This is a genomic window from Marinobacterium lacunae, from assembly GCF_000705555.1.
Lineage (GTDB): Bacteria > Pseudomonadota > Gammaproteobacteria > Pseudomonadales > Balneatricaceae > Marinobacterium_D > Marinobacterium_D lacunae.
The window spans coordinates 123,941-138,547 of the sequence record NZ_JMQN01000048.1 but is presented as its reverse complement, the minus strand read 5'-3'; the positions used below and the strand labels follow the sequence as shown (position 1 = coordinate 138,547).

Sequence of the window (14,607 nt, the reverse complement as noted above, 5' to 3'; positions counted from 1 at the left end):
GTACGCAGGCCGGCAGAATTTAGTTCCGACGCACAATTAATAGCTTTTCAGGCCTCGACTCGGCTTTGCAGCAGATCGGCCAACAGCCGCGGGTCTTTCGATTCCACCGCCTGACAGAGCTGTTCCAGCAGCGCGCGATACATGCGATCGGCCTGTCGTGCGCGGATTTCGGCATCCGGTTGAGCATCCCGCTCGCAGGCAAGCGTCCAGCAGCTTTCGATCTGCGAAGTCTCCCGGCACAGGTTCAGCACCAGCCCGTAATCGACGTCCGTACGATGGCGCTCGAAGGTCAGCGGTTCGATCTTCACCGCCTGAAAGCCAACCAGACTCGGTGCCGGACGCCAGATGAAATTGAACCCCGCTCTGGCAAATGCCGGATGCTCCGGGTCTATCGCCAGTGCTTCGCAGACACCCAGCCAGGGTAGGTGTGCGTGAGCTTTGGCCCGGGTCAGCTGTCGGTGGATCCGCGCCAGCCAGCGCTCAGTGGCGTCGTTACATTGCAGCTGAAATGGAAGCGTGATGAGGTCGGCATAGAGACCGATGACGCCGGCTTCGCTGCGCCTGCCTGCATGGGGCATCTTGATCATGATCTGGTCATCGACGAGCTGGTCGCACTGGGCCAGCAACAGGAGATAGGCGCCTAGTGTCAGCGCTTCGACATCGATACCCTGGCGGGTATGCAGCGCAAATACGCGCGCCGAGAGCTCATCGGGCAGTGTCTGGCGGCAGCGAAAGGCGGTGCGATCAACGGGTGGTGTCTGACCCCAGTCCAGTCTGAGCGGCTGTAACAGCTCCGCGCGCCAGAACGCCACTGCCGCTTGCCAGTCGGCACCCTTAGTCTGTGCGCGCTCCAGCTCATCGACGATATGATCGAGGTAGCGACTGCCAAGCGGATGCAGACTGCGTATGCCGCCGCCATCCTCGTCGCTCAGGTGCGCGTTGTAGAGCACCGACAGTTCATGCATCCACAGCATCAACCCTGCGCCGTCGATCACCAGATGCGAGACGGCACCGAGCATCCAGAACGCGTTATCCTCCAGTTGTATGAGCGTGATACGCCACAAAGGGGCCGTGTCCGGCGCGATGTCGGTGTCGAGAAAGGTTTGGGTCAGGGCGTGTGCCTGCTCAACTCGCTCGGCCGGTGGCAGGGGACGAAGGTCTATCCGGCTCAGGGGCAGACTGTCGATACCGCTGTCGTATTGGACGATATCGCCCTGACAGTTGGGCCGGAAGGCCAGACGCATGGCGTCGTGACGGCGTGTGAGTTGGCCTAATGCCCGCTCCAGTGCCGCGACATCGAGTTCGCCCGTCAGCTGCACATGCCAGCTGATCTGGTTGTCGCAGGCGCCCGGATCCCGGTGACTGAACCACTGCCGCCGCTGGCCAAGGCTCAACGGGACCAAGTTGTCGCTGTTGTTTTGTTGCCGAGGTATGCCGTCCGTTGCCTGCCGCTGACGTGTCAGCAGAGCGGCCTGCTCACTCAACGTGGGGGCGGAGACCAGCGCCTGGAGACTTACCGATAGGTTGAATTGCTCTTGGATGGCGTGTTGCAGCTTCAATAACCTCAGCGAGTGGCCGCCGAGTTGATCAAAGCGGTCTTCGCGCGACGGTGAGCGGTCATCGAGAATGTGTTGCCAGAGTGCTGCCAGGCGTTGTTCGACATCGCCCTGAGGGGGGGTGCCCCGGCCCGCGCTCGCCGCCAGTGACGGCAGGGCAGCGTAGTCGAGTTTGCCATTGGGCAGCCGTGGCAACCGGGCGTATGCCGCCCAGCGTGAGGGCAGCATGTAGGCGGGCAGTTGCCGGCTGAGCTGAGCCTTGATGCGCTCAATCCAGTCGCTATTGCCGGTCGCATCGCTGTCTTCAAACCTTAGCCCCTCTGTTGGCGAGAGATGTGCCGCCAGATGCTGGTCCGGTGCTTCACCTTCGATGCGCACCACCGCCTCGGCCACGGCCGGCATCGTCAGCAGGCGCGCCTCAATCTCGCCAAGCTCGATGCGCAGGCCGCGCAGTTTGACCTGATGGTCGAGGCGGCCCAGATAATCGACACCGCCATCTTCCCGCCAGCGCACGCGGTCTCCGGTGCGGTAAAGCCGGGCGCCGGGTGGCCCGAACGGATCGGCCACAAAGCGTTGTGCCGTCAGACCCGGTCGACCGAGGTAGCCGCGTGCAAGCTCAGGCCCACCGATATAGAGCTCGCCGGGGACGCCGACCGGCACCGGAGCCATTTGTCGGTCCAGTACATGCAGTCGGCGCTGGCCGATGGCGCGACCAATCGGCAAGTAGGGGGCGCTGTCGTCTGCCGGTAGCGGTGCGTCATCACTGCTCCAGAGCATCGGTGTGATCACGGTTTCGGTCGGCCCGTAGCCGTTATGCAGGCGGACGCCGGGAAACGCGGCCCGTATGCGCTGATACACCGGCAAGGTGACCGCTTCGCCGCCCAGTGTCACCGAGCGCAGAGCCAGACGTTGCGGATGTTGCTCAAGTTGCTCGACGATCTGCAACAGATAGCTCGGTGGCATGCCCAGTCGTGTGATCCGGTCACGTTTGATGCGCTCGATCAGCGCCTCTGCACCCAGCGGTTGCTGGGGCGTTACGTGTATTCCAACCCCCTGTGACAGAGCACCCAGCCAGGCTTCTATAGCGCCATCGAAGCAGATCGATATTTGGTGCAGCAGCCGGTCGTCGGGCGCAAAGGCGTAGTACTCGGCGATGGCCGCCAGGTGACGACTGATGGCACCGACGCTGACGGCGACCGCTTTGGGCGTACCGGTGGACCCTGAGGTATAGATCAGGTAGGCCAGCTGATCGGGGTGCGTGTCGGGAAGGCCGGCCGGTGATTGGCTTGCCGGCATGGTTTCATAGATCCAGGTATCGACCGTTACCGGCTCGGACTCTGTCAGCAGCGGTAGCAGGCCGGAGGCCGTAATCAGCCGCTTCGCACCGCTATCCTTCAGCATGAAGCGCAGTCGGGAGGGCGGGTAGTCGGGGTCGAGCGGCACATAGGCGGCACCGGCCTTGAGTATCCCCAGCAGGGTAATGAACAGCCCGGCTCCCCGTTCGAGGCACACCGCGATGCGATCGTCCCGACCGATGCCGGCTTGGCGCAGACGTTCGGCCAGCGTATTGGCCTGTCCGTCCAGTTCGCTGAAGCTCAGCGAGTCCCGGTCGCCGATCAGTGCTTTTACATGCGGTGTCCGTTTGGCCCAGTCAGCGATCTGCTGCCAGGGCGTGAGGCCAGATCGGGCAGCCGCTTCGGACGCACCGGCACCACTGGCTGAAGCCGGACGAGGGTGGTTGAACAGGGAGGCACGCACCGATTGGCGACTATCGGCGGCAAAACGCTGCAAAATGAGGCTCCAGTCGTCGATCAGTCGTTCGATCCGCTGGGGGCTGAACAGGTTGGCGTCATACAATATCGAGAGTTGGAGTGTGCCATCGCGAGCGCTTTCGACCCCCCAGGCCAGCGGGAACTTGGCGCTGGGCCGGCTCAGATCGGCCAGGGCTTCGACGTCCACCCCGCCCAGCGCCAGCGCCTCACGCGCTTCCTGATAGTTGAACACCACCTGTAGCAGCGCGTCAGGGTCGGCACCGGCCTGCTGCTCCGTACGCCCAAGCATCTCCTCCAGCGTCAGGTCCTGATGCTGTTGCACCGCATCCAGCATCGCGCCGACCTGATTCAACCAACGCGCAAGCGGCTGGTCGGGATCGGCGTCCACACAGATCGGCAGCAGATTGACGCAGTAGCCGGCCACCTGTTCGCTGCCGGGCCAGTGCCGGTTGGCATTGGGTATTGCAACGGTGAGGCGTTGCTGGCGCGTATAGTGATACAGCAGGGCCATTAAGGCCGTCAGCATCACCCTGAACGTCGTGCTCGCCCCGTCCAGCGACGCCCGGCGTATCGCGTTGCTCAACTCCGGGGACAGCGTTCGGGTGCACGCGCTGCTTTTGCGTGCTGTTGAACCCTGGGCTGGCATACGGTCGGTGGGCAGTGGCATGGGCGTGGATTGGTGCAGGCGCAGGGAGTGCCAGAACGCCCGTTGCATTGCACGTCCACCGGCATCGAGATAGGCCTGTTGCCAGTGCGCCAGATCGGCAAATTGCAGCGCCAGAGGCTCCAGCGGGGCGTCCGCCGAAGGGCGGTCGGTCAGCGCCTGATACAGGGTACCGAGTTCACGGTTGAGCAGGCGCAGTGTCCAGCCATCGGAGATGCTGTGATGCAGGCAGAGCTCCAGCCAGTGGTGGCGATCATCGAAGCGATACAGCGTGAAGCGCACCAACGGCCCGCGTTCCAGATCGAACGGGGTGTGCAGTGTGTGCCTGACATGCTCGCGGGCTTGATGTTCGCTGCTGACATCCACCAGACGACAGTGATCGCATTCGGACGCCGGGGCGATCACCTGCAACAGGCCCCTGGAGTCCGAGTGAATAAAGTGGGTGCGCAGCGCCTCATGCCGTGAGACCAGCAACGCAACCGATCGCCGCAGGGCATCCGCATCGAGCGCTCCGCGCAGGTTGAGTACACCATGAACCGTGTAGGGGTCCGCCTCCGGCGCCAGCCGCCAGCCGAGCCAGAGTTGCAGCTGTCCCGGTGTGGCGGGATGCTCCCGCCTTGCGTTGGTGTCGGTGCCGCGTGCCGGATCGGGTACCACCGGCAATTGATGAAAGGCGATCCCCTGCTCGTCGAGCCGTTGCAGGAAAAGCTGCTGCTTGTCCGCAGGCAGGGCTCGAAAGCGCCGCGCGACCTGTTCCAGTCGTTGGCTCTGGCGCTCGTTTGGGGTCGATGAAGCCACGTTCATTCTATCTCCTCCAATTCATCGAGCAGGGCGTCCAGTTGATCCAGTGGTTGCGTGTCCCTGCCCTGTGCATCAATGGCTGCAGCGAGATCGGCCAGTCGCGGTGTTTCAAATAGCTGGCGCACAGGCAGACTGATACCGAAATGCCGCTGTATCAGCGCGTTAAGCCGGATGGTCAGCAGTGAATGACCCCCACAGGCAAAGAAGTGGCTGTTGCGCTCAGGTAGGGGGCCGCCCAACAGTTGTTGCCAGAGACCGGCCAGCTGGTGTTCGGTATCGCTCAGCGGTATCGCCGCGTGCTGCGGCAGCGCCTCTGCGGTAGATAGGGGCGGCAATGCCCGGGTATCGAGTTTTCCGTTGCGGGTCAGGGGCATCTGCTCAAGCAGCAGGATGCTGTCGGGACACCAGGCGGCTGGCAGCCGTGCACTCAGCCAGTCGCGCAGTGCCGCTTCACTGCAGCGGGTCGGTGTGCACTCCACGTAGGCGGTCAGCGTGCCGTCACCGGCCCCGGACGTGTGCAGCAGTACACGTGCCCTTTTGACCTCGGGATGCTGTGTCAGCTGTGCTTCAATCTCGCCGGGCTCGATGCGATAGCCGCGGATCTTCACCTGATCGTCAAGGCGGCCCAGGAAGCAGTAACGCTCCTGATCATCCTGATAGACACGATCGCCGCTGCGATACCAGCGCAGGCCCCGGGCATCCACAACGAACTGCTGGTTGGTTACCTCCTCTGCCTGCCAGTAGCCATCGGCCAGGGAGGGGCCGCCGATCCAGAGCTCACCGGGCAGACCGCGCGGCAGGGGTTCGCCCTGACTGTCGGTAATGCACAGGCGTACGTGGGCCAGCGGGGTACCCAAGGGCACTTGGGTTGTCTCGATACTGTGCTCGATGGCGTGCATCAATACCCCGACCGTGGTTTCGGTCGGGCCGTAATGGTTAAACAGCCGCATGCCGGGTGCCGAACACTGCGCCTGTTGCAGCAGTCGGTTGGCGAATGCGGAAGAAAGCGGCTCGCCACCGAGCAGCAGTGCGCGCCGGGGCAGTGTCCCTGTGCCAGAGGCATCGAGCAGCTGGGCGGCATCGAGCAGTGCGTGCAGATGACCGGGTACCGCCTTGAGCAGATCGATCTGCATTCGCTGCATCCAGCGGCGGAATGTATCGCCATCGCGCATGGCCTGTTCGGGTGCGGGGCAGAGTGTGGCGCCGACGTAGAGTGCGCCGAACAGCGAACTGTGGCCGAGATCGGCTGCCAGCGTTGAGATCAATCCGCAGCGCCAGTCCGGTTCCAGTCCGATACGGGCGCTGAGGCTGTGGCAGTAGTGCGCCAGTGCCTGCTGCGTGACGGCCACCGGTTTGGGTGTGCCGCTGCTGCCGGAGGTGAAGATAAGGTAGGCCCGGCGCTGACCGCTACCGGCAACCGGCTCTGGCGCACGGGTATCGTCGCAATCTCCGGCGGAGGCCGTCAGGTGCTCAAGCGTGACGGCTGTATAACCGGCGGGGGGATCGGTATCGTCGCTGACCAGCAGATCGGGACCGGCAAGGCTGAGCAAGGTTTCGCGCCGTGCAGACGGCAGATCCGGCTCCAGCGGCAGGTAAGCGGCGCCGGTTTTCATCACGGCCAGCATCAGGACCACTGTTTCGATCGTCGGCGCCTGCTGGATAGCGACGATGCCGCCGGCACGCACGCCCAGCGCGTTGAGCCGGTGTGCCAATCGATTGCTGCGCCGCTCGAGCTCGGCATAGTCCAGTTGTCGATCAGCCGTGGCGATGGCCAGGCAATCTCCCCGTTCGTGTGCAAATTCGGTTATACGTTGCAGTAGCAATGCAGGGGCAGCCTGCTCGGGCAGAGTGTCATCCGGTGCCGGTGGCCAGAGATCAAGCTCGTTGAGCGGTCGGTGTGGATCGTCGGCAAATTGCTCCAGCAGGCGGGTCATTGCCGACACCAGCGGTTCTACCTGCGCCAATGCCAGCCGGTTGCTGTCGAACCCGAACCGGATATGCAGACTGTCCTCGGCAAGGCTTGAGGTCAGGGTGAGCGCGTAGTGGTTGGTGTCGAACTCCACCGCCTGCTCGACCTGGATACCGAAATGGTCCAGATCGCTCTGACGCAGTCCGGGATTGGATACCAGCATAGAGTCGAACAGCGAGCCACGACTGTCGTGTTGTTGCTGAATATCGGCCAGGGGCAGCCAGGCGTGTTCGAAATCCTCGAACTGGCGCTGTTGCAGGGTTTGCAACCAGTCGATCAGCGCGCTGGGGCGGCCATCGCCAAGGGCTCTGTCGAGTCGGCAGACCACCGGGACGGTGTTCAGGAACAGGCCCAGTGCACGGTCGATCCCCTCGATCTGATCGCGGCGCAGGGATATGGGCGTTGCAAAGCTGACGGTCGACTCGCGGGTCAGACGCGATAGCAGGATGGCCCAGAGTCCGCCGATCAGCGTGTGGGCCGTAATTCGACCCTCCCGCGCCCGGCTTATCACGCGCCGGGCGTTATCCCCCTCTAACTGAAGCTCGATATTCTGTCGGGCTGCTGCCGCGGCCTGCGTTGTCGCGGGCGGCGGCAACTGGCGTGCGATCAGCGTCGGGGTATGCAACGGTTGCAGCCTGCGGCGCCAGTACTCGCGCGCCGCCTCGCCGTCCTGCGTCTCCAGCCAGTGTACAAATGCCGGATAGCAGTGCGGTGAAGGTTCCGGTTGCGCCGTCACGGCGCTCGGGTTGATCGTTGCCAGTACCTCGCGCAGCAGCAATGCGCTGCTGATACCATCGAGCAGGATGTGATGGCGGGTCCAGATCAGATGGTAGCGCTCGGCACCGGGCGTGGGCGCACAATCGGCATCGGTTGGCAGGCGGATCAGCAGCAGCCTCATCAGGGGCGGCTGTTGCAGATCGAACCCCTGCGCGCGCTGCTCTTCGGCGAGCTGTTCAAGCCACTCCCCGGTCTTTGCCCGGTTGCGGCCGTCGATCTCGGTCAGATCGAGTCTGGCGGACGGCGATACCGTCTGACAGGGTGACTCGCCCTGCTGCCAGAGGATACGTGTCCGCAGGATTGGATGGCGCGCCACCGCGTTGTGCCAGGCACGGACCAGCGCGGCCGGATCACTCAACCACAGGGTCAGACGCAACTGGCCGATATAGTCACCCGTCCGGTTGCCGTTGGCTTCCCGCGTGGCGTCCATGGCGTGCAGCAACATACCCTGCTGAAGCGCACTTAACGGGTAGCGCCGGGTTTCGTCCGTGATCGCCGGGGACTCAGCGGTGTCATCGGCGACAGAGGCCTGATTATCGAGCATCGACCAGGCTTCGCGAAAGCCGTCAGTCAGCCGTTGCAGATCAGCGGCCGCGAGAGATCCCGGCAGGTAACGCCAGTTCACTTCCAACTGCTGATCGCTGACGCGGGCATCGACATCGAGCACGTACTGCAATGGGGCACGCGGGTCGCGCTCGTCCATCACCGGCGGACGTATCGGGACCAGCTGACGTCCGGCGCCGTTGTCGGTGCTGATCCGGCCCAGATAGTGGAAACGCAGCGTGCTGCCTTGATCTTTACCCCTTTTGAGCAAAGAGTCGGCGCGTGCGAGGCTGAAGTGATCACCGACGCGGCGTGCCCGTTCCAGTATGGGTTTGAGCGCACTCAGCGCCGTTCGAGGATCGCGGTGCAGCGGCAACGGCAGGGTGTAGAGCGCCGTAAACCAGCCAATAGCATGGCTGAGATCGATACCCGCTGCCATCGCGTCTCCCCGGCCATGTCCCTCGCTGTCGATGGCCAGTGTGTGGCCCGGCAGCCAGCGAGACAGGGCACTCGAGAAGGCGGCATAGAGGCGCTCATGTATCGCCTCGGTCTGTGTCAGCGGCAGGTGCTGGCTCAGCAGTCGGCTCTCGCCGTGAGTCGCCTGACTCGGCAGTGACGGCGGTTGTGCGTCGCAGTTGCTCAATGCCTGTTGCCACTGGGCAAGAAGACGGCCCTGCTCGCTGTCGGGGGCTGACGCTTGTTGCAGATGTTGCCAGAGCCGTCCGTATTGAGCCGGCTCGCAGCTTGGCGGGGTCAACGTCGCTGAGGCACTGTTCAGGGCAATCTCCAGATCACCGAGCAGCGCTTGCCAGGAAACGCCGTCGATCACCAGATGATGCACAACCAGCAGCAGCTCCGGGGCCTGGGCCGGCTGGTGTATCAACAGGGCACAGCAGAGTGGACCCTGTTGCAGACTGAGACGGCGTTGGGCGTGTTCTATGTGCGCCCCGATCAGCGCGGCGTCCGCGACCTCGCAGGTATGTAGCGGGAAGGTTTTGTCGTCGCCAATGTGCGCTTGCCATCCGGAGCCGTCGGTGGAGGGGATGAACTGACACCGCAGCATGGGGTGGTTTGCCAGTACACGATTGAGTGCGCAGGCTACGCGATCGTCTGACATATCCGGTTGCAGGCGCAGCAACAAGCTCTGGTTCCAGTGCCCGGCGTGGGGCGGCAACTGGCTCAGAAAGCGACGCTGCATGGGCGAGAGTGTCAGCCTGGCGGAGGCGGGGGGCACATGTTGGGTGGTGGAGGGGGTCGCCAGTTCAAGTGATGTCATGGATGCCGCGGCCGCGGCCATATCCGGCGCATTGAACAGGTCGCCGGGCAGCAGTTTCCAGCCCTGCTTGCGCAGCCGGGCAATCAGGGTCAGTGCCAGTATGGAGTCCCCGCCAAGGGCGAAGAAGTTGTCCTGTCCATCCACCGCTTCGCAGCCGAGTACCTGAGCGCACAGCTGCTTAAGCAGGCTCAGTGCGCCGCTGGCGGATTCAGCAGGCTTTTCGGTCGGCTGAGTGTTCCGGGGGGCATCGGACAATGTAGGGGCCGTTACGGCCAGTTGATGGTCACGGGTCGGAGCGGGCAGAGCGGCGCGATCGACCTTGCCGTTGGCTGTCAGCGGCAGCGTATCGAGGGGAACGAGCCAGTGCGGAATAGCCGCAACCGGCAGTTGCCCTGCAAGTGCCGACATCACTGTTGAATGATCGTAGTCCGGCCCTGTTACCACGTAGGCACAGAGTGCGGGTCGCCGGCGTACAGGGTCAATAACCCCCGTCATATGCACCTGACGGACTCCGTTGCAGGCTAGCAGTACTGCCGCTGTCTCGGATGGATCAATGCGATAACCGTTGATCTTGAGTTGGTCATCGCGACGGCCGAGGAAACTGATGATGCCGTCACGCCGGACTGCGCGGTCACCGGTGCAGTAAAGCCGAGTGCCGTGTCCGGCCGGGTCGGGAATGAAGACGCGGGCTGTCTCGCCTGGCTGGTGCAGATAGCCGCGTGCCAGAGTGGCACCTGCGACATAGAGATCGCCCTCTTCACCCTCGGCGACCGGTTTCAGCTGTCGATCGAGAATGTGCAGTGTCACTTCGCCCAGTGCCTGACCGATCGGCACCGAAGCTGAACCGGTAAACAGTGCCGGATCCTGGCTATGCAGGGGGTTCAGTGCCACCCCCACTGTCGTTTCAGTCGGACCGTAATGGTTGTACACCGACAGCTCCGGTTTGAGGCGCCGCACCTGCGCCAGCAGTGCGGGGGTGAGCGCCTCGCCGCCGAGTATCAGCGCCTGTTGTGGCAACACGCGCGTCGGCTCGGCGTGTTCAAGCAGAGCCTGCAGGTGGCTGGGCACCAGCTTTATGACATCGATCTGATGATGCTCGATCTGCTGGGCGAACGCGTTCGGGTCGAACAGACTCTGTTTTGGCAGCAGCACTAACGGCTGCGCCTGCTTAAGGGCAAGGAACAGCAGCGTATGTCCCAGATCCGCTGCCGGTGTGGAGGCCAGCGCGACCCGTGCCTCGGGCGCGAGCGCCAAGTGCGCCGATATCGCTTCAAGATACTGCCAGAGCGCCTGATGACTGATCATTACCCCTTTCGGGCGGCCGCTGGAGCCAGAGGTATGGATCACATATGCCAGCTGACCGGCCCCGGCGTAGCTGTTTTGGCGGGACGGAGATCGGGCTTCGCCTGTGGGTACCATCAGGTGGTCAAGATCGATCTTCAATACCGGCATCGCGAAGCGATCATGGGCATGGGGAAAGCTTGAATCGATCAACAGCAGGTCTATACCGGCATGCTCTGCCATTGAACCGAGCCGCGCTTCGGGCTGATCCGTTTCCAGCGGTATATAGACACCGCCGGCCTTGAATATGGCCAGTATCGCTACCGGCAGCGCAACGGAACGCGACAGCGCAACCCCGACACGGGGTGTTTCGCCGTCCTCGGCATTGGCATACCGGTTCAGCTGGGTTGCCAGGTTGTGCGCCAGAGTGTCGACCTGGCGTACGGTCAGGCCATGCTTGCTATCGAACAGTAAAGGCTTCTCGGGTGCCTGCCTTAGCTGGTGCTGCCAGGCCTTGAGTAACGGTGGCAGATTGGGTTCATTTGCGTACCCGGCAAGGTAGTCCTTCAGTTGAATGTCGGGACGCGCCGGGAGCTGTTCGAGCAGTTCGGCGTAGCGCGTGGCGAACCGGTGCAGCGCTTCCGGCGAGAAGCCGCGGGCCAGCGTCTCGCCAAACACCTTGGTCGGGCGGCTGGCGAACCGACAACTCAGTCGACCCTTCTGTTCGACGATATCCAGCGTTAATGGATAGTGGACCGGGAGTGCGTTCTGTTCGCAGGGGCTCAGGCTCAGGTCATCGTTCAGGGTCACCGCTTCCGGCAGTGGTAGATGTTCGGTGAATTTGACGAAGATACGCGGTGCTTTGGGTTGCAGCTCGCGCCTGAGCTGGTTCAGCCGAACGAACGGAAGTGTCTGATGTTGCTGGGCGGCGTACATCTGCTGTTGCAGCGAACCGAGCAGATCGGCAAAGCCTTGTTCGGGCGCCGGATCGGCCCGCGTGACGAGGGTGTCGACAAAGAATCCCATGCTATCGGCCAGTTCGCTGTGCTGGCGCAGTGATACCGGCAAGGCGATATCGAACGGCTGCCCCGCGGCATAGGGGGCCAGAGACCACTCCAGTGCCGCCAGACACAGGGTGTGCAGGTTGACCTTGTGTGTCTTGCACAGCCGGTGCAGTGCCTGTGTCGATGCTTCCGATAACTGCTGTGCGCAACGGACCTGTGTGTTGCCTGCACCGTCCGTGGTGGTTATTGCGTGGGTGGGAAAATCGGGCAGCCCTGCATCCTCACGGCCGGCAAATTGCTGACGCCAATAAGCTAACTCCCGTGCTTCGACACCACTGCGGAGCCAATAGTCGTGCCACAGAGCCATGTCGCCCTGAGTGACCAGCGGAGAAGCGGACTGTGTTTCGTACTGGCTGTTGCCCAACCGGGCACAGAGCATCTGGAACAGCAGTGTCATGGAGTGATCGTCGCTGACGCTGTGATGGGCGCAGATCAGCAACAGGTGTCGTGTTGGCGTACAGCGTATCAGCTGAAAGCGCCACAGCGGCCCCTGCTCCAGATCGAACGGTTGTGCCTGTTCCCTGGCAATGAGCGCATCAAGCGCGGCCTGAGATCGGGTATCGACGCTCATCTGCGCCAACTCGATTCCGCCAGGCGGCGAGATTACCTGCATCAGAGTACCGTCCTCACGCTCCCGGAAACGGGTGCGCAGCGCTTCCTGTTGTCTCTCGATGTACTCCAGCGCGCTTTGCAGTCTGGTTACATCGAGGGTACCGGTGAACTCAAGCTGCGCTGGAATCCGGTAGTCGCCATTGTTCGGATCCGCCAGCCACAGATGCCAGAGTTGCTGTTGCGAAGGCGAGCTGGGTTTTTCGACGCAGCCGGTGTCGGCCGGAGGTGTCAGCGGTAGCGGAGGCAGCGGGCTCAAGTCCGCCGATGTCTGTTGCAGGGAACCGACCAACGCCTCGCGCTGATGGTTATCGAGCAGGCAGAACCGGTAGGCGAGTTGGGTAGCGTTTGAGTCGTCCCTGGTCTGGTCGGTGCTGCCGGTTTCGATTGCACGCATCTGTGAGGCGATAATCGGTAACCGGTGATCATCCCGCCGTTCATTGATGGCACGCTCCAGTGTGCGATCGAGCTGATCAAGGCTCACATGCAGGTGACACTGCTCAAGTGACAGCCGCACGCCGAACTCAATCTCGATACCGTGGACAAGGCGCAACGCGAGCAGTGAGTGGCCGCCAAGGCTGCTGAATGACGCCGCGGAGTCAACGTCGCGGCGCTCAAGCAGCTGCTCCCAGATTGCACGCAGCCGCAGTACGCGATCCGTAGGCGTCGATCTATTGCTGACCGAGGGTGTTGATTCCGCCCGCCCGGTGCTGGCCAGCAGACTCTGACGGTCGAGTTTGCCGCTGCTCAGGCGTGGCAGTTCGGATACCGGTTGCAGCGCGGCAGGCACCATCCAGTCGGGCAGGCGTTCGCTCAGGTAGGTTTTCAGGGCGGCTTCCCCGATTGTAGCGTCCCGGTCTTTTGGCACATACCAGGCGATAAGCCGCTTGCCTGTCTTATCACCTGAGGCGAGTACGCAGACCTCTTCGATAGCCTCGTGGCTACGCAGGCAGGATTCGATCTCGCCGGGCTCGATGCGCAATCCGCGCAGCTTGATCTGATCGTCGTTGCGACCGATAAATTCGCAGTAGTCGGCGTGTTGGCGCACCAGATCGCCCGTGCGATAGAGGCGTGCACCGGGGCGGTTGGCGAAGGGGTCCGGCATAAAGCGCTGGGCGCTGAGGCCCGGACGATTCAGATAGCCGCGCGCGAGGATATCGCCGCCGAGGTAAAGCTCACCCACCTCACCCTCTGCAACCGGCTGCATCTGTTCATCCAGCAGGTAGGCGTTACGTGCCCCGATGGCTGTGCCGATGGGCAGGTAGCGGGTTTCGGGCAGGGTCGAGGCGTCCGCCGGGGAGGACCAGATCATCGGTGTGATAACCGTTTCGGTTGGGCCGTATCCGTTGCTGATGCGCGCATTGGGAAAGCGGGTACGCAGGCTGTGCAGGTTTTCGGTTGGAGAGGCTTCTCCGCCCAGTGTCAGGAAACGGATCTGACCCAGCGCCAGATTGTGTCGCTCCAGATACTGCACCAACTCTTGAAGGTAGGCGGGTGCGATACCGAGGGTATCGATTTTCAGCTGCACCAGACGGGAGAACAGCACGTCCGGCGCCAGCACAGACGTGGGGCTGATGTGGAGTTGCGCACCCTGCGTGAGCATCAACAGCCAGGCCTCGGTTGCGCCGTCGAAACTGATCGACTGCAGGTGTAACAGACGTTGCTCGCAGGTGACGCCGTAAAATCCGGCCATAGCCTCGATGTGGCGCTGCAGGGCCCGGTGCTCCACCGCCACACCTTTGGGCAGACCCTGTGAGCCCGAGGTGTAGATTATATAGGCCAGTTGCGACGGACGCGGTGGCGGCAGCGCAGACTCCGCGGTGGCTGGTGCTATCGCGAGCCGGTGCTGCCCGATCACCTCGCAGGGCACCTGATCGGCCATTGCGGAGAGGATCTCGGCGTCGGCGATCAGCAGCGTCGCGCCGCTGTCCTCAAGCACTGTCTGCACCCTCGTGACGGGGGTGGACGGATCGATTGGCAGGTAGGCGGCGCCGGCCTTCCAGATGCCCAGCAGCAAGGGGAAGAGCTCAACGGATCGCGATACACACAGCGCGATGACCGGCTCCTGCTTCCGGGACGTTTCGGGTTGATCGCGCAGGTGTTGAAAAAGTACGTGAGCGATGCGGCACGCCTGTTGCTCCAGTTCGCTGTAGCTCAGGCTTTGGGTGCCATCGCTCACCGCAACGGCATCCGGGGTGCGCAGCGCCCATTGGGCGATACGGTCGATAAGCGTGGTGGTTTGCATCCGTCCTCCGACATGGATCTTTGGGCAATATGCAGGGGGAGACGAATTTG

General features: G+C 63.0%; 2 protein-coding genes. Both read right to left on the bottom strand.

From position 1 onward, the window contains the following. Nucleotides 1-47 precede the first annotated feature (47 nt). Nucleotides 48-4,796, bottom strand: a complete 4,749-nt coding sequence (locus ADIMK_RS17075) for a non-ribosomal peptide synthetase (protein WP_036190801.1) — start codon at nucleotides 4,794-4,796, stop codon at nucleotides 48-50. Next, nucleotides 4,793-14,557, bottom strand: a complete 9,765-nt coding sequence (locus tag ADIMK_RS17070; protein ID WP_036190800.1) for a non-ribosomal peptide synthetase — start codon at nucleotides 14,555-14,557, stop codon at nucleotides 4,793-4,795. Before ADIMK_RS17070 ends, ADIMK_RS17075 begins: the two co-directional genes overlap by 4 nt. Nucleotides 14,558-14,607 lie beyond the last annotated feature (50 nt).

Coding starts and splice junctions, on each gene's coding strand:
- ADIMK_RS17075 (WP_036190801.1), bottom strand. CDS start 4,796: ATGAACGTGGCTTCATCGACCCCAAACGAGCGCCAGAGCCAACGACTG.
- ADIMK_RS17070 (WP_036190800.1), bottom strand. CDS start 14,557: ATGCAAACCACCACGCTTATCGACCGTATCGCCCAATGGGCGCTGCGC.